The organism is Agromyces neolithicus, assembly GCF_039529735.1.
Lineage (GTDB): Bacteria > Actinomycetota > Actinomycetes > Actinomycetales > Microbacteriaceae > Agromyces > Agromyces neolithicus.
Genome location: NZ_BAAANJ010000005.1, coordinates 249,576 through 274,922, shown reverse-complemented (window position 1 = coordinate 274,922; position 25,347 = coordinate 249,576). Strand labels below are relative to the sequence as shown.

The window sequence follows — 25,347 nt, the reverse complement described above, 5'->3', positions numbered from 1 at the left end:
ACCCGGTCAGCCATGCGCGACCCCGAAACCGCCCGGCGCCTCGCCGGACTTTGAGAAGGCCGTGGCTCGTTGACATGCTGCACGGGCGGATATACCGTGCAACGATCACATAGATCATAAATCATTTACGAGCTACGCCCACCAGGCACCGATCTTGATGTGTGCCGATGGTCAAGAGGAGCGCCATGACGGGCCGTCCCGACTCTGAAACCACAGACTTCCTCGTGCTCGGCGGGGGGACATCCGGATGCGTCGTCGCTGCCCGCCTCCTCGCAGCTGGACATCGCGTCACGCTGATCGAGGCCGGCCCCGACTACGGGTCACTGATCGACGGCAGCTGGCCGCGAGAACTGCTCGACGCCGCCGCGCTTCCTCTCGACAGCCACGACTGGGGGTATTGCGGTGTCGGCGCCGGCGGACAGCCGCTGAGATATGAACGAGCACGTGTGCTCGGCGGATGCTCCGCACACAACGGCTGCACCCAAACGGCCGGGTGGGCCGGTGACTACGACGAATGGGCCGCACAGGGCTCCGTGGGCTGGGATGCGGCGAGCCTGTCGGAGGACTTCGAGCATGCGATGGACGCTCTGCGTCTTCGCTTCTACAGCGAAGAGGAGATCCAGCCGTTCCATCGAGCGTTTATCGACAGTAGCGTCGACGCGGGCCTGAATTATCAGCACGACCTGCACCAGCTCGACGGCGCACAGGGAGTCGGCTGCGCGCCGGTCAACGTCGTCGACGGGATGCGCATGAACACCGCCTTCGCGTTTCTCGACGCCTGGCGCTCCTCACCCGAACTCACCGTCATCGACCGCGCGCACGTCGAGACCGTGTTGATCCAAGGAGGCACGGTGGCAGCGGTGGGCGCGCGCTATCGCCGCGACGGCCAGTTGCACGTGGCCCGTGCCGACCGCGTCGTTCTGTGCGCGGGAGCGTACGGGTCGCCAGAGATCCTCCTTCGATCGGGCATCGGCCCCGCCGGGCACCTATCGGACCTCGGAATACCGAACGCGGTGCACCTGCCCGGTGTCGGCGAGAACCTGCAGGAGCACCCCGCGGTGCACCTGGAGTACGCTGGATCCGCCGAACTCGCGAGTGCTCTCGCCGATTTCGCTGCGACGCAGTGGCTGCCCGAAGAGCAGACCGTCGTCAAACTGCGCTCGCCGCACGCCGACGGCCCGTTCGACTTGCACGTGTATCCGTGGATCGAGCCAGACGCCGACCTCGAACACGGCTGGCGTGCGGTGTTCCCGGTGAGTCAACTGCGTCCTCGTTCTCGTGGCACGGTTCGCTTGCGAAGCGCCGACCCGGATGCAGCCGCCGTCGTCGATCCCGGCTTCTTGAGCGACCCCGGGGCTGCCGATCTCGGCTCCTTGCGGTTCGGGCTCAACTGGATCACGACGAACATCGTCGAGGGCACAATGAGCAGGTTTCTCGGCCACGCCTTGCATGATCTGGCGCAGTACAGGGATTCCGAGGTCGATGAATGGATTCGGCGGCACCACACGCACTACTGGCATCCGGCCGGATCGTGCCGCATGGGCGCCGAGACTGACCCGATGAGTGTGGTTCGGCATGACGGAAGCGTCATCGGCGTCGAGGGTCTCACGATCGCCGATGCATCCATCTTCCCCGACATCCCCCGCGCGACGCCGGCGCTGCCGGTCGTCGTCGTCGCAGAGCGCATCGCACGGTTCTTGCTGGACGGGCATCGGTGACGTGGCCGGCTTGATTCGGGACCGCTTCCGGCCCAGCGTTGCGGCGCGGCTGCTCCGCATCGGGCAGAGTAGGGCCGACGGACGCGGAGCGGCGGTCAACCTATTGCTGCCGGTGAGGGTGAAACGGTTCCACGCGAACGGGTGCGTCATCGGCCGAGCTGGATGACCCGGCGTTCAGGCCGCCCCCCGGCGATGAGCGCCGTGTCATCGCGAGATAAGCCGCACCGCTGAGCGCGCCGGCGATCAGGAAGCTGCCGTCGACTCCGCCGGTGAGGTCGAGCAGCGGCCCCCGGTACAGGACGGTGTCGACCCCGAGCAGGCCGACACCCGCTCCGATGATCCATGCGAAGGCCGCCTGCATGCTCCATCCGCCGCGGTACCAATAGATTCCACCACGCGCACGGCGGTTGTACACCTGCAGGGCGTCGACGTCGTAACGTCCTTTGCGATCCGCATGACCGATCAACGTGATCACCGCCCATGGGGTACCGAGAACGGTGAGCATGAGCACGAACGCGGTGATCGCGTCCTCGGCATTCCAGACGAAGTGCCCCATGAACACGAGCACGACCGCAACAGCGGCCACGGCTGCTGTCGCCGTCGTACGACGAAGACGCGGCACGATGGCGTCGAGATCGAGACCCATGTCGTAGACGAGCATGCTCGAGTTGCCCAGCGTGCCGAACAGTCCGCTGAACGCAAGCGGAATCAGGAACCAGATCGGTGCAGTGTTCACCAGGGAGGTCACATAGTCCTCGGATGCCCGAGCGGCCAATGCGGTGAACGTCCCGAAGAGTTGCGGTATGAACAGCCCGAAGAACAAGCCGAGCCCGGTCGCGCGGAGCACTTTGTTCGGGGAGACCAGACGAGGCGAAATGTAGCGCGTGAAATCACCGAGCACGGTCATATAGGCGACGGGACCACTGACGCCGACCGCGACGACGGCGAGCGCCCAGGTCTGCCAGAATCCACCGGCCGCGTACTCGGAGACGATCGCCTCCGTGGTGAAGGTACCCGCGTACGCGATGACGCCGAGCGCCATCAGCGCCAGCGTGCCGATCACGACCCACCGGTTGAGCTTGACGACGAAGCGATAGCCCACGATCGCGATGACGATCGTCATCGCCGCCATCGCGGCGTACACGATGGCGTACGTCCAGCCCGTGTCGGGAACTCCCATGAACCGGTCGAGGAGTCCGACGACGAGGCCACCGCCCGTCCAGACGATGAGGGCGGTATAACCGAGTGCGAGCAGCAACCCGATGCCGGAGCCGATGAGGCGCCCGCGAACGCCGAAGGTGGCGCCACTGCTCGTCGACAGATTGGTGCGAGTGTGCATCGAGATCACGGACAGGGGTGCCACCAGCAGGATTCCGATGAACGTGCCCACGGCCATCGCGGTGACACTAGCCCAGAAGTCGAGCCCGAACGCTACCGGTAGCCAGCCGAACAGAATCGTGCCGAATGACATGTTGGAGCCGACCAGGACCCCGACGACATCTCGGGGGCGCCCGATGCGTTCCGAATCGGGGATGGTGTCGACGCCGAAAGCCTCGATCACGTTCGACTTGCCGGACGCTTGTGCTGCGGTCATCGTTGACCCCTCGTTCAATTCATGCGTCGGAATATTCATAAGAAATCTATGAACTCAATGACAAATGCACGATACTCCCACCGGACAACGTCGTCAACGCCTTCGATCAACGGCAGCGAACAACGAAGGCCGCGACACCGTGTTCTGCGACGTCAGCTGACGGCGGGTGCGAGGGCGTGCACCTCGGCGTCGAAGAGCGCGTCGGCATCGAGCCCCATCGCCGCGAAGGCTCCGCCGAGCTCGAGGCTCACGAAGCCGTGCAACCGCGACCAGGTGCGCACGCCGTTCTGGAAATCCTGGGTGCCGCCGCTGCGCGCCTCGAGCACCTCGTCGTTCGTGTACTTCGCCTCGTCAGCCGGCGCGGCACGCTCGGCGAGGGCGCCGAGCAGGATGCCCATGAGCGATCGGGCCGCCTCGGCGAGCGGCGCGGCGTGGGCGTCGTATCCGGGCAGCGGCGGCTTGAACAGCAGTTCGTAACGGTGCGGCTGAGCCAGTGCCCAGTTTCGGTACGCGTACGCGAGTCGGCTGACGCGCTCGACCCGGTCGGCGGTGGGGGCGGCGTCGGCATCATGGGCGAGCGCATCACGCAGATCGACGTACGCGTCGACGATGAGCGTGCTCAACAGTTCGTCGCGGCCTGCAAAGTAGCGATAGAGGGCAGGCCCGGTGACAGCGAGCGACTTGGCGATCGCATTGAGCGAGATGGCCTGCGGCCCGCCGTCGGCGAGTTGCGCCAGTGCGGCGTCTTTCACCTCGTCGCGCACCTGGTCGCGGAAGCGCTCGCGCATCGGGTTACGGCGTGGCGCGTCGTCGGGCATCGGCACTCCCCTTCGTCGGCGTTCCGGGAGTTCAGACTACCGATTCCATCGAACGTTTGACATCGAGCTCATCATAACTAGTATTCACTCTAGTTAGATTATATAACTCAAATGCCACGCCGACCGTCCTGGAAGGAAGACGACCGTCATGACCGCTCCCACCCACCCACCGGGCCGCGCTCGCACCTGGAAGGCGCGCATCCCCTCGATCGTCCTCATCGTGCTCGCGATCGGCATCGCCGCCTACGCCGTACCGCGCTACCTCACGGGCAACCCCGACGACAGCGCAGTACCGCTCGGTCCCGATCCCATGCTGCACTACCTCGTGCTCACCGCACATGCCGCTCCGGCGGGCCTGGCCCTGATTCTCGGGCCGTTCCAATTCATCACCCCGCTTCGCACGCGCTTTCCACGCGCACACCGCGTCACCGGTCGCATCTACATGATCTGTATCGCCCTCGGCGCCATGGCGGGGCTCGTCGCAGCGACGATCTCGGTCGACGGCTTCTCGGCGCAGATCGCGTTCTACCTGCTCAACCTCGCGTGGCTCTACTCGCTCGCGCAGGGGTTCCGCCACATCCGGCGTGGCGAGGTGCGACTGCACCGCGTCTGGATGATCCGCAACTACGCCCTGACCTTCTCGGCCGTGACACTCCGGATCTTCCTCGTCATCGGCCTCATGCTCCGCCCCACCCTCGGGGTCGAGTTCACCGAGATCTACAGCGCCAGCGTCTGGGCTTCCATCTTCGTCAACGCCGTCGCGGCCGAATACTTCATCGTCACTCGCATCGTGACTCCCGCGCTGCGCCGCCGCCGGCCTCAGCCGTCAGGCCCTCGGGGCGCGTCCGTCCACGTACGCGTCGATCAGCTCGATCATCCTTCGGCCGTCGAAGACCTCACCGTGGCCGGGATACACGACCCGAACAGGTAGGCCGCGAAGCCGCATCATGCTGCGCACGTAGTCGGCGATGCTCGATCCGTGCAGCTCGTCGAGGAGCACGTCGTCGTAGAGCACGTCACCGCTGAAGAGGGTGCCGGTCTCAATATCGAACAGGCCGACGCTGCCGGGTGTGTGTCCGGGTAGGTGCAACACGCGGAACGTCGAGTCGCCGAGGTCGATGCGTTCGTCGTCGCTGAGGGGGTGGGTGATCGGAACGGCAGGCAGCGAATAGTCGTCGAGGTCGAACTCGGGCGAGGGCACGGCATCGAGCAGCAGGGCGGGCATATCGGGCTCGTCGAGACCGAGCAGTTCGGCGAGCTCTGGCCCGCGCAGTGACGCCGCGATCGGTGCGCCCGAGAGCTCGGCCCGGTGCATCCGAAAATCATCGAACTCGTGCGCGCCGCCCGCGTGATCGAGGTGGGCGTGGGTGACCACGAGTACCGGGTCGTTGGCGAAGAGCTCGGGTAGGTGCTCGCGCATCGAGGCGACGCCGAGTCCGGCGTCGACGACCAGGTCGCGGTCTCGTCCTCGGACGTGCCAGACGTTGGCACGCAGGAACTCGTGGACGTGCGGCTCGTCGATGCGGGTGATGGTGTCGGTGATGCGCTCGCTGCGATACCAGGTCGATGCGATCGGCAAGGTGTGCGTCACAGGGAGATCCGTTCCCGGTCGGCCGAGACCCGCGGCAGCTGCTGACCGTGCGGTGTCGGGGCGGCAGGCACACCGTGACTGGAGCCGAACGCGGGAATCGCCCGCAGCAGCCGTCGCGTGTACTCCTGCTGCGGAGACGAGAAGAGCACCTCGGTCTGCGCCACCTCGATCACACGCCCTGCGTGCATCACCGCCGCCCGATCGCAGAGGGCCCTGACGACCGAGAGATCGTGCGAGATGAAGATCAGGGTGAGACCGAGGTCATCCTTCAGATCGGCGAGCAGGTTGATGACCTTGGCCTGCGCCGAGACATCGAGGGCCGACACCGCTTCGTCGGCGATGAGCACCCGCGGCTCCACGGCGAGCGCGCGTGCGATCGCGACGCGTTGACGCTGGCCGCCCGACAGGTCGCGGGGAAGCGCGTCGAGCACCCGACGAGGTAGTCCGACCATGTCCATGAGCTCGTTGAGCCTGCCCTTGAGCTCAGTTCCCGATGCGACGTGGTGGTGCTCGATCAGCTCGCGGAGCACGGAGCGCACGCGAAGCCTGGGGTTCAGCGACGAGGCCGGGTCCTGGAAGACCATCTGCACGTGCTGCTGCAGCGCCGGTCGCCGCGGGGTCGACACGATCTCGCCATCGATGGCGACGCTGCCGCTCGACGGCGTCGCGAGACCGATGATCACGTTGGCGGTCGTCGACTTGCCGCAACCCGACTCGCCGACAAGACCGAACGACTCCCCCTGTTCGATGTGAAGGGTGATCCCGTCGAGTGCGCGACGCAACTCGCGCCGGCCACCCTTCGCACCGGGCACGGGATACTCGACGACGATGTCATCGAGCGCGATCTCGGTGGTCATGACGCGATCTCCACTAGCTCTCGATCTCTCAGGCAGGCGCTCGCATGGTCGTCGGCCACGCCGACGAGGGGCGGTCGTGAGACGGTGCACGCCTCGACGGCGAACCTGCAGCGCGGAGCGAAGCGGCAACCCTCTGGCCACATGCCTGCGGCCGGCGGGGCGCCGGGGATGGTCGGCAACCGGTCGAGTCGTCGGTCGGTCGCCGGCATCGATTCCACCAGGGCGCGCGTGTACGGATGCCGCGGATGCGCGATCACCGTATCGGTCGCGGCCTCCTCGACGATCGTCCCCGCGTACATGACGGCCGTTCGATCGGCGATCCTCGCGATCACCCCCAGGTCGTGGCTGACGAAGACGACCGCGAGTCCGCGTTCTCGTCGTAGGCGCTCGAGCAGCCCGAGGATCTGGTCTTGGATCGTGGCGTCGAGCGCGGTCGTCGGTTCATCGCACAGCAGCAGTCGCGGCTCGACCGAGAGCGCCATCGCGATCATGACCCGCTGCCGCTGCCCGCCTGAGAGCTGGTGCGGCCACGCTCTGAGGCGCTGCTCGGGCTCGGGGATGCCGACCTCGGTCAGCAGGCCGAGCGCCAGCCGCGCTGCGTCTCGCTTTGAGAGCCCGCGCGCCCGTGCACCCGCAGCGACGAGGTCGCCGATTCGCATGCTCGGGTTCAGCGAACTCATCGGCTCCTGGAAGACCATCGAGACGCCGTTGCCTCGCAATCCGCGCGGATCGCGATCGGTCAGGACACCCGAGTCATCGGCCATGCGGATGCGACCACCCGTGCGTTGCACGGCCGTCGGGAAGAGGTCGAGGATGGACCGAAGCGTCAGGCTCTTGCCCGACCCGGACTCGCCGACCAGGCCGAGGCACTCGCCGGGCGCGACGCTGAACGAGACGTCGTCGACGAGCGGAACGGCGCCGTCGGCGGTGGCGACGGTCAGGTGCGAGACCTCGAGCAGTGGTTGAGTGGTCATGACTGTTTGAGCCGATCGTCGAGGCCGTCGCCGATGAGTGCGAGGCCGACCGCAAGGGTGGCGATTGCGGCGCCTGGCGCCACGATCAACCACCAGTTGGTGTTGATGTACCCTCGTGCGGAGCTGATCATCGCGCCCCACTCTGGAGTGTCCAACGGGATGCCCACTCCGAGGAAGGCGAGCGTCGAGACGGCGACGATCGCCAACCCGATGTCGACGAACACGTAGACGAAGGTCTGGTTCATCGCGTTCGGCAGCACGTGCCCGACGATCACCCTCCTGCGGGGCAGCCCACCCGTCTCGGCGGCTCGCACGTAGTCCAACGATCGCACTCGCCGGACCTCGGTTCGCATGAGACGCGCGTAGACGACCCAGGAGATCAGGGCGAAACCGATGATGATCGGCAACTCGCCCGGGCCCAGGAACCAGAAGCCCTCCCCCGGGCCGACGAGCCCAACGAGCGCGAGGAAGAAGATGAACAGGGGGAAGGCGACGATCACGTCGGAGAACCGCATGATCGACGAGTCCACCACGCGATTGCCGAAGCCGGCGGCGATTCCGATGAGGGTTCCGAGGATGGCCGGGATGACCGCGCCGAGAATGCCGACACGCAGGTCGACCTGTGCCGCGAAGACGAGGCGGGTCCACACATCGCGCCCGAGGCTGTCGGTGCCGAGCCAGTGCTGCGCCGACGGCGCGGCGAGCCGATTTGCGAGGTCTTGGGCCTGCGGGTCGCCCAGCGTGATCCACGGCGCGAAGAGCGCGGCGAGCACGAAGACGGTCACGATCGTCGAACCGACGATGAGCTTGCCGGTGCCGCGCTTGAGCCCGCTGCGGGGTACGCCGTCAGTCGCGGCGGCGGTCGCCGGCGCCGGCGAGGCGGTGCTGACGTCGATCATGATTGCGCTCCTCGTGGGTCGAGGGCGTCGGAAAGCAGTTCGCCCGCCAGGTTCGCGACGACGACACCCACCGCGAAGAGCAGGGTGATGCCCTGCACGACGTAGACGTCCTGCGTGGTACTCGCGGTGATCAGCGCACTGCCGAGCCCACCGATGTCGAAGGTCCACTCGAGGATGACGACCCCGAAGAACAGGTACGCCGTGTTCAGTGCGAGCAGCGTCACGACCGGACCGGCGGCGTTGCGGATGACGTGGTCGACGAACAGCGTGCGGCCACGGATGCCGAGCGAGCGGGCGACGGCGACGTACTCGGAGTCGAGCACGTCGATCAGGCTCGAGCGCAGGCTCCGCGCGAGGATGGGCGTGAGCGCGATGGCTCCCGCGATCGAGGGCAGCACGAGCGAGGCGAACAACTCCCCCGGCGAATCGCCGAGCCCACCGACGGGAAACCAGCCCGTGGGTATCGCGATGAATCGCAACAACAGGAACCCGACCCAGAAGGTGGGCAGGAACAGGCTCAGCAGCAACACCAGCCGCAGGCCGTGGTCGAAGCCGCCGTCGCGCTTCATCGCGGCGACCCAGGCGATGCCGATCGCGCTCACGACCGAGACCACGAGGGTGCCCGCGAGCAGCCAGAACGTGGGGCCGATGCCCTGGGCGATGATCTCGGTCACCGGTCGGCCGTTCACCGAAGTGCCGAGATCTCCGCGAAGGAGGCGCCCGAGATATTCGAGGTACTGCTCGGGCAGGCTTCGATCGAGACCGAGTTCCTGCCGGAGTGCTTCGACGGATTCCTCGGACGCGCGCGGGCCCAGCCGCAGTCGCGCGGCATCGCCCGGGGCGACCTGAGTGAGGACGAACACGGCAAGGGTCACCGCGAGCAGCACGACGATGAGCTGTCCGACGCGATTCGCGATGGATCGGATGTAGATCATTGGTTCCTCTTCATGTCCACAGTGACATGCATCGCGTCAGCGCGTGAGGGTGACGTCCTCGACGTACCACGCCTTGTACGGGTTCGGCACGAAGCCCTCCACCCGCTCGGACACGGCGTAGATGACGTCGGGCACGCCCAGGGGCACGAGCGGCGTGTGCTCGAAGGCCCATGCCTCGAAGCCGGCCGTCGCGGCCTGCGTCGCCTGCTCGTCGGTTGCAGCGGTGAGCGCGGCGATGGCGTCGTTCGCGGCGGTGGGGTCGCTTCCCGTGAACAGGATGCCGGTCGCGGCGAGGAACCCGAGGGGATCCACCGCACTGGGTGCCAGCGCGTTGTAGACGATCGGGGCCACCGAGTAGTCGCCGTTCTCCAATTTCTCGATGAATGCCGACTCCGGCACGGCGGCGAGCTCGACGTCGATACCCGCCTCGGCGAGCATCGGCACCAGCGCCTGGGCGGCGAGCTTCTCGGGCCCGACCTCGCTCGGCACCGTCATGGTGATGGTCTGGCCGTCATAGCCCGAGGCTTCGACGAGTTCCGTCGCGGCTGCGACATCCGTCGTCGGCCAGTCGCATTCCTCGCAGGCGGCGACGCCGGGCACCACCTGGGGCAGCACGCTCGTGGCGGCGACGGCGAGGTCTGCGAAACCACCGGCGAGCAGGGCCTCGTGGTCGATCGCGAGGTTGATCGCACGACGCAGTTGCGGGTCGTCGAGCGGCGCGACCTGTGTGTTCAGCATCAGCACGACGACGCCCGCCGAGGTCGTCGACTGCAGCCGGCTCGGGTCGTACTGGCCGGCCGAGTCGAGTTGCACGTCGTTCACGACGTCGACCTTGCCGCTCTGGAATTGCAGCAGCTGCTGTGCGGCGTCGGCGACCATGACGTACTCCACGATCTGCGGCAGGTCACTGCCGTCTCCCGCGAAGTGCTCATTGCGCTCGAGGGTGATCGACTGACCCACATCCTCACTCGCGATCCGGTAGGCGCCCGCTGACACCGGCTTCTTCCAGAACGTCGCCGCATCCACTCCGCCGAGGTCTTCGGGCACGACCGCGGCGTTCGCGGTCGCCAGGATGCCGAGCAGTGCATGGTCGGGGGCGGTCAGGGTGAACACGACGGTCTGCTCGTCGGGGGCGTCGACCGAGGCGATCGACGAGAAGTACGAGCCGTACAACTCTCCGGCGGCCCACAGCCCCTCGGAGTATGCGACGTCGGCCGAGGTGACCGGGTCGCCGTTGCTGAACGTCGCAGCGGGGTCGAGATGGAAGGTGATGGTCTTCGCCGTGTCGTCGAACTCGTACGACTCGGCGAGGCCCGGTTCGATCGCGGACCCATCGGGCGAGGTCGAGAGCAGCGAGGCGAAGACCTGCGGGTACACGGCGAAACTCTGGGTCGTCAGGGCCTCCTGCGGGTTCCATGTGTCGATCGGACCGTTCAGGGCGATCGTGATCGTGCCCTCGTCTTGCGACGCGGTCGATTGACCGACACAGGCGGTCAGCAGCGCGGCGGACATGAGCATGGAAGCGGCAGCGACGGGGATTCTCAACTTCATTGATGAGCCTTTGTGATCGCATCGGACGGGTGTGACGAGAATCGGGTGGGTTCTCGGCTTCGTAATTTTCTTACTGAAATCGAACTATACGCCTTTTCTGGCATTGTAGGTAGCGATGGTGTTGCACTGGCCCGCGGTAGCGCCGGGCTTCGAGCTTCATCGCCGGACGCGGTCGGGGATCTCCTCGGTGAAGGCATGGACGATTCCGACGTACGCGGTGGCGCGCGAACTCCAGGCCCGGAGGTCAGTGCGCTCGGGCACCTCGGGGTCGGTCCGCGATCGCAGCAGGTAGCCGACCTCGAGCGCCTCTGTCGCCCAGATCAGGTCTTCGACCGTGCGACCCTCACGCAGGCGCCGGCCGGCGTAGCGCAGCACGTTGTGCAGGAGTTCGGACAGCGACGCGACATAGCGACGGTTGGCTTCGCGTTGCGCGTCCTTCACCATCTGTGCCGGCGCCAGCGCCCCGAGCCCGAGGGCGAGGAACATCTCGGACGTCTCGCGGCTCAGCCGGAAGTCGAGGTCGCTGATGCGACGCAGGATCTCATCAGCCGGCGCCCCGTCGGAAACCAGCTGGAAGGCGAGCGCCTCGATCTCAGCCGAACCGGGCGTCGCGATGCGCTCCATGACGTGCGCGAGCAGTTCCCGCTGGAACTCGGCCTGATCCGACCAGATCTGGTAGAAGGCGCCCGTCGTCATCGGCCTCCCGGTCGACGCGGACTCCCCATCGTTCACCTCGACGAGCACGTCCCTGATGCGCACGTCCGCGAGGGCGTTGTGGGTTTCGTCGGCCGCCTCGGAGACCCGTCGCACCGCGACGCGGGTCGCCGCATCGAGCAGCAGGGCGCGCGTCTCTTCGCGAGGGCGGTGTCGACGCCGGGGCTTCGTGCCCCCGCTCGACGTCGGGGGCTGTTCCGCCAGAGGCGGCGTACTGGTTGTGCTGGACTCGGCCATGCGTTGAGTGTAGCGTCAGCTCAGAACTTCGTAACGTACTTACGAATAGATTGGATTCGAAGTGATATCAGCAACGTCGCCCGGGGCCGCGTCCGCCGCCATCGCGTCGCTGCGCTTCGTGCACAGCGCAGATCTCTCGCCCGACGGCGGGCAGGTGGTCTGGTGCCGCAGCCGCCTCGAGGGTGACGAGGAAGTGATCGACCTGCTCCTCACGCAGGTCGATCCCACCGGTTCCGAGGTGCTCGTGTCGACCGGCCGCTCGACCGATCCCGAATTCTCGCCCGACGGGCGATCGGTCGCGTTCCTGCACGGCGACGCCGAGACCGCGCATGTGGCGGTCATCGACCTCGAGACCCGCAACCTCGCCATGCTGACCTCGATGCCCCAAGGCGTGGCCGGCCGGCCACGCTGGAGCCCCGACGGTCGCAAGATCGCGTTCACGGTCGGTCCCGAGTCGGTCGACCGATCGGTGCCCTACCGGGTGACCCGAGCACTCGGCTGGCTCGACGGGGTCGGGTTGGTCGAGGACGCGATCAACGACATCCACGTGCTCGACGTGGCGACGCACGAGATCACCCGGCTCACTCATGACGACAGCCTGCTCGGCACGCCCGAGTGGCACCCCGACTCTGCGAGCCTGTCATATATCGCCGAATCCGGCGCCGACGACTGGCAGCACCACGGGCGGGTGCGCACCGTCGATCTGAGCGGCAGCGGGCGCGAGATCGCGCGGCTCGATGAGGTCTTCTCGATCGCGGTCGCCGGTGAGGGTGCAGGCGGGCGCGGGCGGATCGTGGCGACCACGGCCGGCCCGAGCCTGTTGGGCGACGACCTCAGGGGCCGGCTCTTCACGATCGGCGACGACGGTGCGGTCACGATCCGCTCGGGCGACCTCGATATCAACGGCGATGTCATCGCCGACCTCCCGATCCCGTTCACCGATCAGAAGTCGCTGATCCTCGTGCACCGTGGTGATGCGCTGGTGCGCGTGCAGGTCGGGGATCGGCTCGAGATCCATCGCATCGCACTCGGCGGTGGAACCTCTACTAGCCTCGAGGTCGGCGGCCCCGGTTCGGTGTATCCGATCGCGGTGCGCGGTGATCGCCTGCTCTACGCCCGCGGCGATCTGCTGAAGGCGCCCGACTTCTGGGTGCGCGACATGGTGAGCGGCGCCGACACCCGCATCACCTATACGGCCGACGACAACGCCGCGCGACTGACGTCTCTGCGGGTCGAGCGCCTGACGGCGAGGTCGCCGGGTGGGCCCGAGGTGCAGGCGGTGTTCGTGTCTCCCATTGACGCTGCCAGTCCGCTGCCGACCGTGCTGCTCATTCATGGCGGCCCCGAATCGGCGTTCGGCGAGGCACTCTTCCTCGACGCACAGTTGCTCTGCGAGGCGGGATTCGGGGTGCTCATGGCGAACCCGCGCGGTTCACGCGGGTATGGAGACGAGTTCCTCGCCTCCATCCGTGGGGACTGGGGCGGTATTGACGCAGCCGACCTCCTGGCGGCCGTCGACGAGGCCGTGGACCGTGGACTGGCGGACCCTGACCGGCTCGGGGTCTCGGGGCTGTCGTACGGGGGTTACATGACGACGTGGCTGATCGGCCAGACCGACCGCTTCCGCGCCGCTGTGGCCGAGAACCCGGTGACCAACCTCGTCAGCATCTACGGGACGAGTGACATCGGGCTCACCTTCGCCCCCCAGCTCACGGGCGGACCGATCTCGACGGCATTCGATCAGTACGTCGCGAGCTCGCCGGTCACGAACGCCGAACAGGTGACCACGCCGACCTTGCTCATCGTCTCCGACGAAGACCACCGTTGCCCTCCCGAGCAGTCGTTCCAGTTCTACTCGCGACTGCGCAGCACCGGCTGCACGGCGGAACTCCTGATCCTTCCCGGCGCATCGCACGCGGGTGCGGTGAACGAGAGCCCGGTCGTTCGTCGGGCGCAGAACGACGCCCTGGTCGAATGGATGACCCGCCATCTGCTCGCCGAGACGCGCCGGCTCCGGGGCGAAGACGCAGCGGAGGCTCGACGATGACCGCGGCCGGGTCGTGGTCGTCACCGACGCAGCTCTTCATCGACGGCGTGTTCGTCGACGCCGAAGGCGGTGCGACATTCGAGACGGTCGCGCCCTCGACGGGTGAAGTCATCGCTGCGGTCGCCTCTGGATCGGAACGCGACATCGATCGTGCCGTGTCGGCCGCCCGCCGCGCCTTCGACTCGGGCATCTGGAGTCGTTCGACCCCCCAGGACCGCAAGGAACGACTGCTCGCGTTGGCCGACCTGATCGAGTCGAACGCCGAGGATCTGGCGTACCTCGACGCTATCGAGGCGGGCAAGCCCATCGTGGACTGCGAGGACGGCGATCTTCCCGACGTCGTGGCGACGTTCCGCTGGTTCGCCCAGGCGGTCGACAAGGTGTACGGACGCGTCGCGCCATCCGGCCATGACCATCTGGCGCTCATCGTGCGCGAACCCGCCGGCGTGGTCGGCACCGTCGTCCCCTGGAACTTCCCGCTCGCGACGCTCGCGATGAAGGTCGCCCCGGCCTTGGCAGCGGGCAACTCGGTCGTCGTGAAGCCGGCCGAGCTGGCCAGCCTGAGTGCTTTGCGACTGGCCGAGCTGTCGCTCGAGGCCGGGATCCCGGCCGGAGTGCTTAACGTGGTCCCCGGCCTCGGCGGCGTTGCCGGGCGGGCGCTCGGACTCCACTCCGATGTCGACGTCATCTCATTCACCGGCTCGACGGCGATTGGTCGCGAGTTCCTCCGCTATTCCGCGGACAGCAATCTCAAGAAGGTCGTGCTCGAACTGGGCGGGAAGAGCCCGCAGATCGTCACCCACAGCGTCCGCGACGAACTCGATGCGATAGCAGAAGATCTCGCAGCCGCCGCGTTCTGGAACGCGGGCCAGAACTGCACGGCCGGCTCTCGCATCCTCGTCGACAATCGCATCAAGGCGCCGTTGATCGACGCCGTCACACGCGCGGCGAAGGCGCTCGTGGTCGGCGACCCACTCGATCGCGCGACGACACTCGGCCCCATGATCCACGAGGCGGCACTCTCGAAAGTCGTCAGCGCGATCGCCAGCGCCACCGAGGCCGGAGCGAGGGTCGTGACCGGCGGCCGGCGGTTACGGGCGGGTGACGGTGCGTTCCTCGAACCGACCATCATCGATGAGGTGACCAGCGAGATGGCGGTCGCCCGCGACGAGTTGTTCGGCCCCGTCGTCGTCATCATCGGATACGACTCTGAAGAGGAGGCGATCCGCATCGCGAATGACACGCCCTACGGTCTCGCCGCCACAGTGCACTCACGAGACCTCGATCAGGCCATCCGCATGGCCCGCGCCATCCGAGCAGGCACCGTCGCCGTCAACGGCTACAGCGAAGGCGACGTGACCACGCCGTTCGGCGGCTGGAAACGATCCGGCTTCGGCGGGCACGACAACGGGCTCGAAGCCTTCGATCAATACACCGAATTGAAGACGATCTGGATCACGACCACATGAGCGAATTCGCTGTTTCCCAAGACACTGTCACCACCGTGCTGCGCAGGGCCCGGGTGTTCGATGGGCGCCGATTCCTCGATGGTCAGCATGACCTCGTACTGCGGGCAGGAACGATCGAGTCCGTCACACCGTCGCCCGCGGCGATCGAAGTGCACGATCCCCGGAACGAGGTCGTCACCGTCGAGTGCGCGGGCAGAACGGTGACGCCCGGCTTCATCGACGCTCACGTTCACCTGATGGTGTCGAGCACGAGCCTCTTCGACATCTTCGACAAGCCGTTCTCATTGCCGTACTACGAATCGGTCGGGTACGCGGCCGCGGTGCTCCGATCGGGGGTCACGACCACGCGCGACGCCGGGTTCGCCGATGCCGGGATGCGCGCGGCGATCGACCGCGGCATCATCGCTGGACCTCGAATGAAGATCTCGATCTCGATCGTCTCGACGACGGGAGGACACGGCGACCTCTGGCTGCAGTCCGGCATCGAAGCAGAACAGTTCATGGAGACCCCTGGCCGCCCGAACGGCGTGGCCGACGGCGTCGATGAAGTGCTGAAGACCACGCGGAGGCTGTTCCGCGCCGGCGCGGACCAGATCAAGATCTGCTCGACAGGGGGTGTACTCTCGCCGAACGACCACCCCGAGCACTCCCAGTACAGCGTCACCGAGATCCGCACGATCGTCGACGAGGCCGAGGCCCACGGCAGCTACGTCATGTCCCATGCGATCGGTGCGACGGGAATCCGGAACGCCCTCGCCGCGGGGGTTCGCTCGATCGAGCACGGCATGCTCATCGACGATGAGGGCCTGCAGTTGATGCTCGACACCGGCGCCTTCCTCGTGCCGACGCTCACCGCCCCGCGTCAGGTCTTGCTCGGCGCCGAGCAGGGCGTGCAGGTCGCTCCCGCGATGCTCGACAAGGCGAAGCGCATGGCCGACCTGCATCTGGCGTCGTTCGCCCGCGCCGCCGAGGTGGGAGTCCGGATCGCGATGGGCTCGGACGCCGGCGTCGGCCCGCAGGGCACCAGCCTCGACGAACTCGCCGTCATGGCCGAGGGAGGCATGTCGCTCGAGAGAGTGCTCGCGGCCGGGACATCCGAAGCTGCGGTCTTGCTTCAAGAGGGCGACCGGATCGGATCTCTTGCCCCCGGATACCTCGCCGATCTGGTGCTGCTGGACCTCGACCTGACCGACACGGGCCAGCTCGGCGGCATCACCGACCGAGTGGCAAACGTCTGGAAGGGCGGAGCGCGAGTCGCGTGACGTCAGGCGAAGAGCGCCGATCCGAGCCAGTCTGAAGCGGTGGGTGTGCCTGGAAGGATCGCGAACAGTGCGCTGCCGGTCGTCACCGTGAATTCGCTCAAGGCGTCGTGCGCCGCCAGCCGTTGCTGCACGGGAATGAAGCTGGTCGTCGGGTCCTTCTGGAACGAGATGAACAGCAGCCCCTGGTCGACCGTGCCGTCGGAAAGGACCGCACCGCGATACGAGTAGCCGCGTCGCATCATGTTCTCGCTCGATGACGAGGGCTTGGCGAGGCGAACGTGGCTGTCGGCGGGGATGGTGAGGCTTCCGTCGGCGTTGCGGGCCTCGAGATCGACGTAGTCGGACTCCATGGTGCCTCCGAGGGGCGCGCCGGTGTCCTTCGTCCTGCCGATGACCCGTTCTTGGTGAGCAGTGTTCTGGCGCTCCCAATCGCCCAACAACATGCGGATGCGGCGGACCACGAGATACGTCCCCCCGGCCATCCACCCCGGGTCGCGTTCATCGACCCAGATGGGGCCGGATGTCGCGAGCTGACTGGTGGTGACGTTGTTGGTGCCATCGAGCTGGCCCATGAGGTTTCGACCGGTGCGTCCGTCGCTGCGGGCACCGGTGCTGCCGAAGCCCTGCTCCTGCCAGCGGACCGTCAGCGTGTTCTCGGCCCGTCGGGTGATCACGCGGTCGGCGTTCGCGAGGATGAGCGGGTCATCCGAGCACATCTGTACGACGATGTCACCGCCGCTGCGGGCGGGGTCGAGCTGGTCGCCCGTGAACGCCGGCAGGTCGACCAGTGCACGTGGGCGTTGCGCTCCGAGTCGCTGCACGAGGCCAGCGCCGACACCGACCGTGATGGTGAGGTTGGCAGGCCGGCTGCCGGTGCTGATGTCAGGACCGGCCTCGACCGCGTCGCCGGCCGTCATGGCGCGAGCAGCCTGCGTCCAGGCCTTCATGACAGCGGCGAGGTCTGCGCGACTGGCGCTCTGGGCGACGTCGTAGCTCGTGAGCAAGACGTTCGTCTGCGCGGGGGTCGCGATGCCGGCCTGATGCAGGCCGTCGAACTCGACGATGTCGGCGGTGAGGTCGATGTCGGCGCCGGGCGCGGCGCCGGACGAGCCCGCGTTCGACGGATCCGCCGTCGCTGCGCCCGCCAACTGGCCGCCGATCGCGAATCCACCGATTCCCACAGCGGCCGACGCGACGGTCGTGGTGACCAGGCCGATCAGGCCACGGCGGCTGACCGTGCCGGGTGACTTCTCGGGCTCGGTCACGAAGTCCATGTCGTTCTCGAGGGAGTCTGGTTCGTTGCTGCGTGTGCGGTTCATCGGTCTCTCCTTCGCGACGTGCCAGCTGGTTTCAGGGGGTTTCAGTCGGTTTCGACGCGTTCTCCGGTCGGCGTGAGCGCCCACCACACGCCGCCGTTCTGGTCCTTCCCCGATCCGCTGACCTCGCCGGCCTGATCGGAGGTGTACCGGTACAACGGCCAGCCGTCGAATGTGAGCACGCGCGCACCGTCTTGGGCCGTGACCGTGGAGATCATCGAGGCCTCCACGCCTTCCCCGACCTCGGGCTCCGCATCGCCGACCGTCGCAAGCGGCGGCCATTTGTCGGCGCAACCGCCCGTGCAGGTGACCTCGGCCGCCTCATCGGGCTCGAAGATGTACAGCGCGCGACCCTGGCCGTCGACCAGGATCTCGCCGGCGCCCTCGAATGCATCGACGTCGACACGTGCCGCACCGGAATCGACGACGGGGGTGTCACGGTTCGTGAAGAGGAAGGCCCCTCCGATGCCGAGCACGAGTGCGGTCACGGCCGCACCGCCGGCGAAGAGGTACTTTCGACGGCGATTGCCGGATCGGCCTGTCTGAGTGGATGTGGTGTTCGACTTCGAGATCTCGTCCATGCGTTAGAGGGTATCACTAATGCGATTCAATGTCACGAAAGCGAGGGTCTGACACTTGGGCGGGTGAGGCGTACCGGAGGCGAATTCGTCTCACACGCGGGCGAGCTCAAAGCGGGGCCGGTGGCATTGGCCGGTTCCGACCGGCGGACCAACCTCCACACACCGCGTGCATCATTGGTACATAGGCTGGTCGGGGCGGCAAAGACGCCGCGCGTCGGCGGGAGGTCGGATGCTCGAGGTGCTGGCGACGTTGCCGGGGCTGGCCGACAAGCACCCCCTCCACGGCCGACGGCTCCGCGCGATTCGCCGCAGTGTCTATCGCAGAATCGTCGACCTGCGCGCCGCGGTCGTCCACTCGCCCGAGCCGATCCGCTTCGCCGATCTCGACCTTGGCGCATTCGCTCCGATCCGCGCCGGCGCCCGCTTCGGCCGGCCGCTCGAATGCGCGTGGCTGCACATCGCGGGCGACGTGCCGGCGGAGACTGCAGATCCCGTCGTCATGCTCGGCATCCGCGGCGAGGGACTCGTCTACTCCTCCGACGGAGCGATGCTCGACTCGATCAGCACGGTGTGGATCCAAGGCGATCTACCTCACAGCGGCGGAAAGTTCCGGCCCGTCTCTCACGCCGACTTGTCGACGGGCCGGGTGGACCTCTACGCCGACGTCGCGTTCAACGGCTTCCTGTTCCTCGGCGTCGGACGCGGCCTGTACTTCGGTGCCTACCTGGCCGAGCGCGACGACGACGCGTTCGGGCTCTACTACGACTACCTCACGCTGTTCGTCCTGGCCGAGTCGACCGATGAGTCCCGGCTCGCGGCCGACCTGCATGCCGCGCTCGGCGGGGCGTACTCGCGTTTCGCCGCCGGTGACACCCGAGCCGCCCGCGCGCGGCTCGCGGAAGAGCTCTCGCTGCCCTCCACGAGCGCGTTCACGTACAGCGCCATCGGTCACGGCCATCTCGACACGGCGTGGGTATGGCCCATCCGCGAGACCAAACGCAAGGCGGCACGCACGTTCGTCAAGGCGCTGGACTCGATCGACCGCCACGACGACTTCATCTACGGAACGAGCCAGCCGCAGCAGCTGCAGTGGACGAAGGAGCGGCATCCCGAGCTGTTCGAGCGGGTGAAGGATGCCGTGGCGAAGGGCCGCATCGAATTGCTGGGCTCGTTCTGGGTCGAACCCGACACGAATCTGCCCAACGGAGAATCGTTGATCCGCCAGGCTCTGGTCGGCAGACGATTCCTGAAGGACGTGTTCGCACTCGACGACGAGGACCTGCGGCTGTGCTGGCTGCCCGACACCTTCGGCTACAGCGGCAACCTCCCTCAGATCCTTCGCGGCTGCGGCATGGACTGGTTCCAGACCATCAAGCTGTCGTGGAACAGCGTCAGCGTGTTCCCGTACCGCACGTTCTACTGGGAGGGCATCGACGGGTCTTCGGTGCTCGTCCACATGCCGCCGGAGGGCGACTACAACAGCCGCGCCGCGGCCGACGGCTTGCTCAAGGGCATCGACCAGTACCCCGAGCGCGATCTGGGGACGGCACTGCTGGTGTACGGCGCAGGCGACGGCGGAGGCGGACCCGGTGAGGTGCATCTCGAGCTGCTCCGGCGTGAGGGGTCGCTGCGTGGGCTTCCGAAGGTCGAGAAGTCCACGGCATCGGCCTTCTTCCGCGCTCTCGAGCAGCGCGACATTCCCCAACGGCACTCCGGCGAGCTCTACCTGGAAACCCATCAGGGTACGTACACCACGATCGGGCACACCAAGCGGCAAAACCGCATCGCCGAACGCAAGCTGCACGAGGTCGAGGCGCTCGCCGCCCTGGCGGGCGCTGAGGTGAACGCCGAGCTCGGCCCGCTGTGGCGCCGCGTGCTGCTGAACCAGTTCCACGACATCCTTCCCGGCTCGTCGATCGAGCGCGTCAACCGCGAAGCGCGCGAGTCGTACGCCGAGGTCGAACAGGAGCTCGACCGTATCGGTGCGCGACTGATGGACGAACTGCCCCGCGGCGACGCGGGCCCGTCGGCGATCAACCTCACCTCATTCCGCCGGCACGACCACGTGTGCGCCGACGGACGGTGGTGGTCGGCCGACGTCGGCCCATACGCGGCCGGCCCCCTGCAGCCGGTCGGCACGTTCCCCGACCTCTCGCACACCGCCGATGCGATCTCGAACGGCCTGCTCACGGTGCGCTTCGACACTAGTGGCGAGCTCGTTTCGTGCGTCGACGCCGCCGGCACCGAGCACGTGGCCGGAGGCTTCAACCGCCTCGCGGTGTACAGAGACCCCTACCAGTTCCCGTGGGACGCGTGGGACATCGACCCCGGCTACGTCGACACCAAGCCAAAGGTGCTCGGGGTCACCTCCCATCGCACGTCGATCGACGGGCCGTTCGTGATCCGCCACCACGAGTACCGCGCGGCGAAGGTCACCGTGCATCAACGCATCGTGCTCGAGGCGGGCAGTCCCGTCATTCGGTTCGAGACGCACGCCGACTGGCATGAGAGACACCGCATGCTTCGCGCCGAGTTCCGCCCGCGTCACTACGGCGGCCAGGCGCTGTGCGAGATCCAGTTCGGGCATATCGCACGCCCCACGACTGAGCGCGACGCCGTGGAGAAGGCGCAGTTCGAGATATGCGCCCACAAGTGGATCGCGACGGTGGCGGATGCCGGTGGCTTCGCGCTTCTCAATGATTCCAAGTACGGGCATCGGGCGAAGAACGGGGTCGTCAGCCTCAACCTGCTGCGGTCGCCGACGTTCCCCGACAAGACCGCCGACCGGGGCACCCACGAGTTCACGTACGCGTTCATGCCGTTCGCGCCAGACGATCTGGCCGCCGTCGTGCGCGAGGCCTATCGCCTGAACAATCCGCTGCTGATCGCCGACGACGTGGTCTTTGACAGTGCCGTGTCGGTCGAGGACCCGGGGGTCGTGGTCGAGACCGTCAAGCCCGCCGAGGACGGCTCGGGGGTGGTCGTGCGGTTGTACGAGAGCCTCGGGCTGCCCACCCAGATGGCGCTGCGCACCGGCATCCCGCATGCCCGCGCTGTCGAAACCGACCTCATCGAGCGACCCCTCGGTTCGGCGGATCTCGCGCAGCTGAGCTTCCGCCCGTTCGAGATCAAGACGATCCTGCTGGAACGCACGTGAGCGTCGGCACCGCCGAAGCGCGGATCCCCAGCCGCCGCACGCAGCGGATTTCGATCATCGTTGCCGGATTCGGCCAGAACCTCGTCCTCACGACGGTCACGACGTTCATCCTCCTCTACCTGCTGCAGTATGCCCGCATCAGCACCCAGGGCATGGCGGTAGTCGCCGTCGTGATCACGGCCGCGAGGATCTTCGACGCGATCGATGACCCGGTGATGGGCAGCCTGGTCGACATGACCCGCACGCGGTGGGGCAAGCTGCGGCCGTACATCCTCTTCTCCGCCCTGCCGGTCGCGGTGCTGTCGACGCTGCTGTTCACCGTGCCGGATGTTGCTGAGCCGGGCAAGCTCGTCTTCTTCGCCGTCTGCTACGTCTTGTGGGGCGTCGCGTACACCGTGTGCGACGTCCCGTTCTGGGGGCTCATCGGCTCGGCGTTCTCCGAACCCGACTACCGCATGCGGGTGATCTCCAACGTGCGCGCGTACGGAGGGATCGCGCTCGGACTGGCGACGCTCGGGATGCCGTGGCTCGCGCTCCTGCTCAGCTCGGGCGACGAGACCACCGGCACCGGGTGGTCGATGGCGGTGGGCGTCGTCTCGGTTCTGGGCATGGGGCTGTTCCTGCTCGCGTTCACCAACACCCGCGAGCGGCACACCCCAGGGGTGCAGGATCGCCTCACGTTCCGGCAGCTGTACGGCACGCTGCTGCGAAACACGCCCCTGCTCATGGTGCTCATCGGGTCGGTGCTCGGCTTCGGCCGCTACATCGTGCAGGCCGGCGGCGCGGTGTTCGTCGTCATCGCCTACGACAACGAGGGCGCATTCATCCTCATCGGCGCGGCGATCATCACCGGCATGGTGCTCGCGTCGTTCCTCACGCCACTGCTGCTCAGGCGTATGTCGGCGAAGACACTGGCGATCGGCAGTTCGGTGATCGGCGCAGTCCTGTATGTGGCGATGTTCTTGGCCGGGTTCGAGAACATCGCTGTGCTGCTGGTGTTCATCTTCCTCACCGGGATGACCCTCGGCGCCTTCCTCGTCGTGCAGGCGACGATGATCGCTGACGCCGTGGACGACATCGAGCGTCGCACCGCGATACGCAATGACGGCATCTCGTTCTCGAGCCTCACGTTCGTGTCCAAGATCATGGCCGCCCTGGCGGTGCTCGTCTTCGGTATCTTCATCGTGCTCGCCGGTTACGAGGCCGGTGTGACCGTGACCCCCGAGATGCAGTGGACCGTCTTCGTGTCGCTCACGCTCGTACCCGCCGTCAGCTGCCTGGTGTCGGCGATCCCGTTCGTGTTCTACCGGCTCGGTCGCTGAGTCGCGACTGGCGTCAGCAACTACGCCTGCTGTGGTCTTCGAGTCGCGCCATCAGCGTTGACCAGATGCCTGTCCATGATTGCTATTTGTAGCGAGGGCGGGACTCGAACCCGCGACACCACGATTATGAGCCGTGTGCTCTAACCACCTGAGCTACCCCGCCGGGAAGGTTCTTCGAGCATACGCTCAGACCGAACCAGAGCCCCGAGTCAGGATTGAACTGACGACCCCTTCCTTACCATGGAAGTGCTCTACCACTGAGCTATCGGGGCGTGCGCCGCAATCGGCAACCGTACGAGGATATCACCTCGCAAGGCGTGGTTCGAACCAGCGCACACCAGCGGACACGCCGGTCACCACGCGGGCGCCGCGACCCCCGGCAGACGCCAAACCGCAAAGGTCGGCCCGGTTGCCGAAAGGGTTACAAGACCATCGGATGCCTCGAGCCCGGCATTGCCGAACACCGCGGCCGCGACATCCGATCGCGCCGGCAGAGCCGACCCGACCGACAGCGCAGCCGACTCGAACGACAGCGTCGCCGCCGCGCGCGCCGCGAACACCAGCAACGTCTCGTCGGCCGATTCCCGCACGAACGCGACCGCGTCGTCGCCGACAACGAGCCAGCGGATTCCTCCGGTCGCGAGCACCGGGTGCGAACGGCGAAGCCCCACGAGCGCGCGGTACGTCGCAAGCACGGGCGCAACCTCGGCCGACGCCTCACTCCCCCACGGGATCGGCGTGCGCGACGCCTCGCCGTCGACGCCGGTGAGCCCGAACTCGTCGCCCGCCCACACGACCGGGATGCCCGGCAGCGTCACCGCGAGCCCGAACGCGACGGGCACTGTGCCGGGCACGGCAGAGGTCGCAAACCGCGGGGTGTCGTGCGTGTCGAGCGCGTTCATCGTCGCGACCCGCGTGCGCCACGGAAAGCCCGCCGCGAATCGCACGTGCGCCGCGACGAACTCGCGGCCCGTGAACGTCGGCACCTGCGAGAGCGCGAATCCGATGCCACCACCGGCCGGGCTGCCCGGCTGCTGCAGCCAACTCCATAGCGGACGCGTGAGCGGCGTGTACGTCATTGCGCCGTGCCACGCGTCGCCCTGAAAGTCGCTCGCCGCGTCGTTCGTCGACTCGCCCAGCAGCAGCGTGTCGGGGTTCACGTCGAGCATCGTCGCGCGGATCGTGCGGCGCACCTGCTCGTTGAGGTCTTCGTCGCCGAGGCGCCCGGTCATGTTCGCGACGTCGATGCGCCACCCGTCGAGGTTGAACGGCGGTGCGAGGAACCGGGCCACCACCGAGTCGGCGCCCTCGATGAACCGGCGGCGCAGCTCGGGCGACTTCCAATCGAACTTCGGCAGGCTGGGCACGCCCAGCCACGACTCGTAGGTGCCGTCGTCGTGCAGGTAGTAGAACTCGCGCTCGGGCGCGGCGGGGTCGGCCTGCGCCGCGCGGAACCACTCGTGCGCGTCGCCCGAGTGATTCGACGTGAGGTCTCCGATGACACGGATGCCCCGTGCGTGAGCCGCCTCGACGAGCCTGACCAGCGCGTCGTCGCCGCCGAGCAGCGGGTCGACGTGGTCGAACGTCGACGCGTCGTAGCGGTGGTTCGACCGTGCAGGGAAGAACGGGGTGAGGTAGAGCAGGTTGACGCCGAGGGCCTCGAGATGGTCGAGGTGCTCGCGCACCCCGTCGAGGTCTCCCCCGTAGAGCTGCGCCGAGCGGGCCGGCGGCACGGGGTCGACGGGGTCAGTCCACTCGGCGGGGATCGCCCAATCGGGTAGCTCTCCCCGCTCCCTGAGCACGTCGGAGGGCGCCGAACGCGACTTCGCGAACCGGTCGGGGAACACCTGGTACAGCACGCTCGACGCGGCCCACTCGGGCGCCGGCGCGTGAGTGACGAGGCGGAAGTCGTCGTGATCGCGCACCTCGACATTCGACAGCCCGACCTGGTTCAGCCAGTGCTGGCGGCCGTCTTGGCCGACGAGCAGCCAGCGGTAGCCGTGCACGGGATTCTCGACCTCGACGGCGGCCTCCCACCACTGCCAGCCGTGAGCCTCAGCGACGAGCACCGCTTCGTCGAACCGCGGCTCGCGGTTGGGGTTCGACCGCGTGCCGACCCACCGCAGTGGCCCGAACGAGTCGGGCACCCGCAGCCGCACCCGCACGACGTCGCCGAGCGCAGGCGTCTGAGTGGAGACGTGCAGGGGCGATCCGTCGTGGTGCGGCGTCAGCATGCCCTCACCCTTCCATGTCGATCCCGCCCGCGATGTCGCGCAAACGGTCGTCATCACCGGGAGAAGCCGAC

The 25,347-nt window shown here is 67.3% G+C and carries 19 protein-coding genes and 2 tRNA genes; 7 read left to right on the top strand and 14 right to left on the bottom strand.

Annotated elements, in window-relative coordinates; genetic code table 11:
• The first annotated feature begins 185 nt into the window (after window positions 1-185).
• Complete coding sequence (locus tag ABD164_RS08820; RefSeq protein ID WP_344295472.1) at window positions 186-1,718, top strand: GMC family oxidoreductase; 1,533 nt, start codon at window positions 186-188, stop codon at window positions 1,716-1,718.
• Between the two features lie 100 nt (window positions 1,719-1,818).
• Here the strand turns inward: ABD164_RS08820 and ABD164_RS08815 are convergent, their stop codons facing one another.
• Both ABD164_RS08815 and ABD164_RS08810 read right to left on the bottom strand, forming a co-directional pair.
• Window positions 1,819-3,312: a purine-cytosine permease family protein gene (locus tag ABD164_RS08815; RefSeq protein WP_344295470.1), complete on the bottom strand. Its 1,494-nt coding sequence runs from the start codon at window positions 3,310-3,312 to the stop codon at window positions 1,819-1,821.
• Window positions 3,313-3,464: 152 nt separating this feature from the next.
• Complete coding sequence (locus ABD164_RS08810) at window positions 3,465-4,130, bottom strand: TetR/AcrR family transcriptional regulator (protein ID WP_344295469.1); 666 nt, start codon at window positions 4,128-4,130, stop codon at window positions 3,465-3,467.
• A gap of 148 nt (window positions 4,131-4,278) precedes the next feature.
• Here ABD164_RS08810 and ABD164_RS08805 point away from each other — a divergent pair, with 148 nt between their 5' ends.
• A complete protein-coding gene (locus tag ABD164_RS08805; protein WP_344295467.1) occupies window positions 4,279-5,061 on the top strand; it encodes a DUF2306 domain-containing protein in 783 nt (260 codons plus the stop codon).
• Here ABD164_RS08805 and ABD164_RS08800 read toward each other — a convergent pair.
• The 7 genes from ABD164_RS08800 to ABD164_RS08770 all read right to left on the bottom strand — a co-directional run bounded on the left by ABD164_RS08800 (window position 4,957) and on the right by ABD164_RS08770 (window position 11,888).
• Window positions 4,957-5,721: an MBL fold metallo-hydrolase gene (locus tag ABD164_RS08800; RefSeq protein WP_344295466.1), complete on the bottom strand. Its 765-nt coding sequence runs from the start codon at window positions 5,719-5,721 to the stop codon at window positions 4,957-4,959. The genes ABD164_RS08805 and ABD164_RS08800 overlap by 105 nt on opposite strands.
• A complete protein-coding gene (locus tag ABD164_RS08795) occupies window positions 5,718-6,578 on the bottom strand; it encodes an ATP-binding cassette domain-containing protein (protein ID WP_344295464.1) in 861 nt (286 codons plus the stop codon). Before ABD164_RS08795 ends, ABD164_RS08800 begins: the two co-directional genes overlap by 4 nt.
• On the bottom strand, window positions 6,575-7,552 hold the full coding sequence (locus ABD164_RS08790; RefSeq protein WP_344295463.1) for an ABC transporter ATP-binding protein: 978 nt from the start codon (window positions 7,550-7,552) through the stop codon (window positions 6,575-6,577). The genes ABD164_RS08795 and ABD164_RS08790 overlap by 4 nt, the downstream gene beginning before the upstream one ends.
• Complete coding sequence (locus ABD164_RS08785; protein ID WP_344295461.1) at window positions 7,549-8,451, bottom strand: ABC transporter permease; 903 nt, start codon at window positions 8,449-8,451, stop codon at window positions 7,549-7,551. The genes ABD164_RS08790 and ABD164_RS08785 overlap by 4 nt, the downstream gene beginning before the upstream one ends.
• Window positions 8,448-9,386, bottom strand: a complete 939-nt coding sequence (locus ABD164_RS08780; RefSeq protein WP_344295460.1) for an ABC transporter permease — start codon at window positions 9,384-9,386, stop codon at window positions 8,448-8,450. Before ABD164_RS08780 ends, ABD164_RS08785 begins: the two co-directional genes overlap by 4 nt.
• A 36-nt stretch (window positions 9,387-9,422) precedes the next feature.
• The gene (locus ABD164_RS08775) at window positions 9,423-10,937 is read right to left on the bottom strand and encodes an ABC transporter substrate-binding protein (protein WP_344295458.1); all 1,515 of its coding nucleotides are present in this window, start codon (window positions 10,935-10,937) and stop codon (window positions 9,423-9,425) included.
• A gap of 156 nt (window positions 10,938-11,093) precedes the next feature.
• Window positions 11,094-11,888, bottom strand: a complete 795-nt coding sequence (locus tag ABD164_RS08770; RefSeq protein WP_344295457.1) for a hypothetical protein — start codon at window positions 11,886-11,888, stop codon at window positions 11,094-11,096.
• Window positions 11,889-11,949: 61 nt separating this feature from the next.
• Here ABD164_RS08770 and ABD164_RS08765 point away from each other — a divergent pair, with 61 nt between their 5' ends.
• Genes ABD164_RS08765 through ABD164_RS08755 form a run of 3 tightly spaced genes read left to right on the top strand, consistent with a single transcriptional unit; the run spans window position 11,950 to window position 16,666 of the window.
• Entirely contained in the window at window positions 11,950-13,935 is a 1,986-nt protein-coding gene (locus ABD164_RS08765; protein ID WP_344295456.1) for a S9 family peptidase, read from the top strand.
• Window positions 13,932-15,404, top strand: coding sequence for an aldehyde dehydrogenase family protein (locus ABD164_RS08760; RefSeq protein ID WP_344295454.1), 1,473 nt, complete (start codon window positions 13,932-13,934; stop codon window positions 15,402-15,404). The genes ABD164_RS08765 and ABD164_RS08760 overlap by 4 nt, the downstream gene beginning before the upstream one ends.
• Complete coding sequence (locus ABD164_RS08755) at window positions 15,401-16,666, top strand: metal-dependent hydrolase family protein (protein WP_344295453.1); 1,266 nt, start codon at window positions 15,401-15,403, stop codon at window positions 16,664-16,666. Before ABD164_RS08760 ends, ABD164_RS08755 begins: the two co-directional genes overlap by 4 nt.
• Window positions 16,667-16,668: 2 nt before the next feature.
• On the opposite strand, the gene ABD164_RS08750 is transcribed toward ABD164_RS08755, so the two are convergent.
• Together ABD164_RS08750 and ABD164_RS08745 are read right to left on the bottom strand one after the other, a co-directional pair.
• Entirely contained in the window at window positions 16,669-17,985 is a 1,317-nt protein-coding gene (locus ABD164_RS08750; RefSeq protein WP_344295451.1) for a Dyp-type peroxidase, read from the bottom strand.
• 41 nt (window positions 17,986-18,026) lie between these two features.
• A complete protein-coding gene (locus ABD164_RS08745) occupies window positions 18,027-18,563 on the bottom strand; it encodes a COG4315 family predicted lipoprotein (RefSeq protein WP_344295450.1) in 537 nt (178 codons plus the stop codon).
• Window positions 18,564-18,792: 229 nt separating this feature from the next.
• Here ABD164_RS08745 and ABD164_RS08740 point away from each other — a divergent pair, with 229 nt between their 5' ends.
• Together ABD164_RS08740 and ABD164_RS08735 are read left to right on the top strand one after the other, a co-directional pair.
• Window positions 18,793-21,720 carry an alpha-mannosidase gene (locus ABD164_RS08740; protein ID WP_344295448.1) on the top strand — a complete coding sequence of 976 codons (2,928 nt, stop codon included), beginning with the start codon at window positions 18,793-18,795 and terminating at the stop codon, window positions 21,718-21,720.
• On the top strand, window positions 21,717-23,042 hold the full coding sequence (locus ABD164_RS08735) for an MFS transporter (RefSeq protein ID WP_344295447.1): 1,326 nt from the start codon (window positions 21,717-21,719) through the stop codon (window positions 23,040-23,042). The genes ABD164_RS08740 and ABD164_RS08735 overlap by 4 nt, the downstream gene beginning before the upstream one ends.
• Window positions 23,043-23,131: 89 nt before the next feature.
• On the opposite strand, the gene ABD164_RS08730 is transcribed toward ABD164_RS08735, so the two are convergent.
• The 3 genes from ABD164_RS08730 to ABD164_RS08720 form a co-directional block, all read right to left on the bottom strand.
• Window positions 23,132-23,205 (bottom strand) — tRNA-Met (locus ABD164_RS08730).
• Between the two features lie 37 nt (window positions 23,206-23,242).
• Window positions 23,243-23,314: transfer RNA gene (locus tag ABD164_RS08725), tRNA-Thr, on the bottom strand.
• Window positions 23,315-23,395: 81 nt separating this feature from the next.
• Window positions 23,396-25,276, bottom strand: coding sequence for an alpha-amylase family glycosyl hydrolase (locus ABD164_RS08720; protein WP_344295446.1), 1,881 nt, complete (start codon window positions 25,274-25,276; stop codon window positions 23,396-23,398).
• Window positions 25,277-25,347: the final 71 nt, after the last annotated feature.

What these genes read in the sequence shown, in the direction of transcription:
- ABD164_RS08820 (WP_344295472.1), top strand. Translation starts at nt 186, where the DNA reads ATGACGGGCCGTCCCGACTCTGAAACCACAGACTTCCTCGTGCTCGGC.
- ABD164_RS08815 (WP_344295470.1), bottom strand. Translation starts at nt 3,312, where the DNA reads ATGACCGCAGCACAAGCGTCCGGCAAGTCGAACGTGATCGAGGCTTTC.
- ABD164_RS08810 (WP_344295469.1), bottom strand. Translation starts at nt 4,130, where the DNA reads ATGCCCGACGACGCGCCACGCCGTAACCCGATGCGCGAGCGCTTCCGC.
- ABD164_RS08805 (WP_344295467.1), top strand. Translation starts at nt 4,279, where the DNA reads ATGACCGCTCCCACCCACCCACCGGGCCGCGCTCGCACCTGGAAGGCG.
- ABD164_RS08795 (WP_344295464.1), bottom strand. Translation starts at nt 6,578, where the DNA reads ATGACCACCGAGATCGCGCTCGATGACATCGTCGTCGAGTATCCCGTG.
- ABD164_RS08790 (WP_344295463.1), bottom strand. Translation starts at nt 7,552, where the DNA reads ATGACCACTCAACCACTGCTCGAGGTCTCGCACCTGACCGTCGCCACC.
- ABD164_RS08785 (WP_344295461.1), bottom strand. Translation starts at nt 8,451, where the DNA reads ATGATCGACGTCAGCACCGCCTCGCCGGCGCCGGCGACCGCCGCCGCG.
- ABD164_RS08780 (WP_344295460.1), bottom strand. Translation starts at nt 9,386, where the DNA reads ATGATCTACATCCGATCCATCGCGAATCGCGTCGGACAGCTCATCGTC.
- ABD164_RS08775 (WP_344295458.1), bottom strand. Translation starts at nt 10,937, where the DNA reads ATGAAGTTGAGAATCCCCGTCGCTGCCGCTTCCATGCTCATGTCCGCC.
- ABD164_RS08770 (WP_344295457.1), bottom strand. Translation starts at nt 11,888, where the DNA reads ATGGCCGAGTCCAGCACAACCAGTACGCCGCCTCTGGCGGAACAGCCC.
- ABD164_RS08760 (WP_344295454.1), top strand. Translation starts at nt 13,932, where the DNA reads ATGACCGCGGCCGGGTCGTGGTCGTCACCGACGCAGCTCTTCATCGAC.
- ABD164_RS08755 (WP_344295453.1), top strand. Translation starts at nt 15,401, where the DNA reads ATGAGCGAATTCGCTGTTTCCCAAGACACTGTCACCACCGTGCTGCGC.
- ABD164_RS08750 (WP_344295451.1), bottom strand. Translation starts at nt 17,985, where the DNA reads ATGAACCGCACACGCAGCAACGAACCAGACTCCCTCGAGAACGACATG.
- ABD164_RS08745 (WP_344295450.1), bottom strand. Translation starts at nt 18,563, where the DNA reads ATGGACGAGATCTCGAAGTCGAACACCACATCCACTCAGACAGGCCGA.
- ABD164_RS08740 (WP_344295448.1), top strand. Translation starts at nt 18,793, where the DNA reads ATGCTCGAGGTGCTGGCGACGTTGCCGGGGCTGGCCGACAAGCACCCC.
- ABD164_RS08720 (WP_344295446.1), bottom strand. Translation starts at nt 25,276, where the DNA reads ATGCTGACGCCGCACCACGACGGATCGCCCCTGCACGTCTCCACTCAG.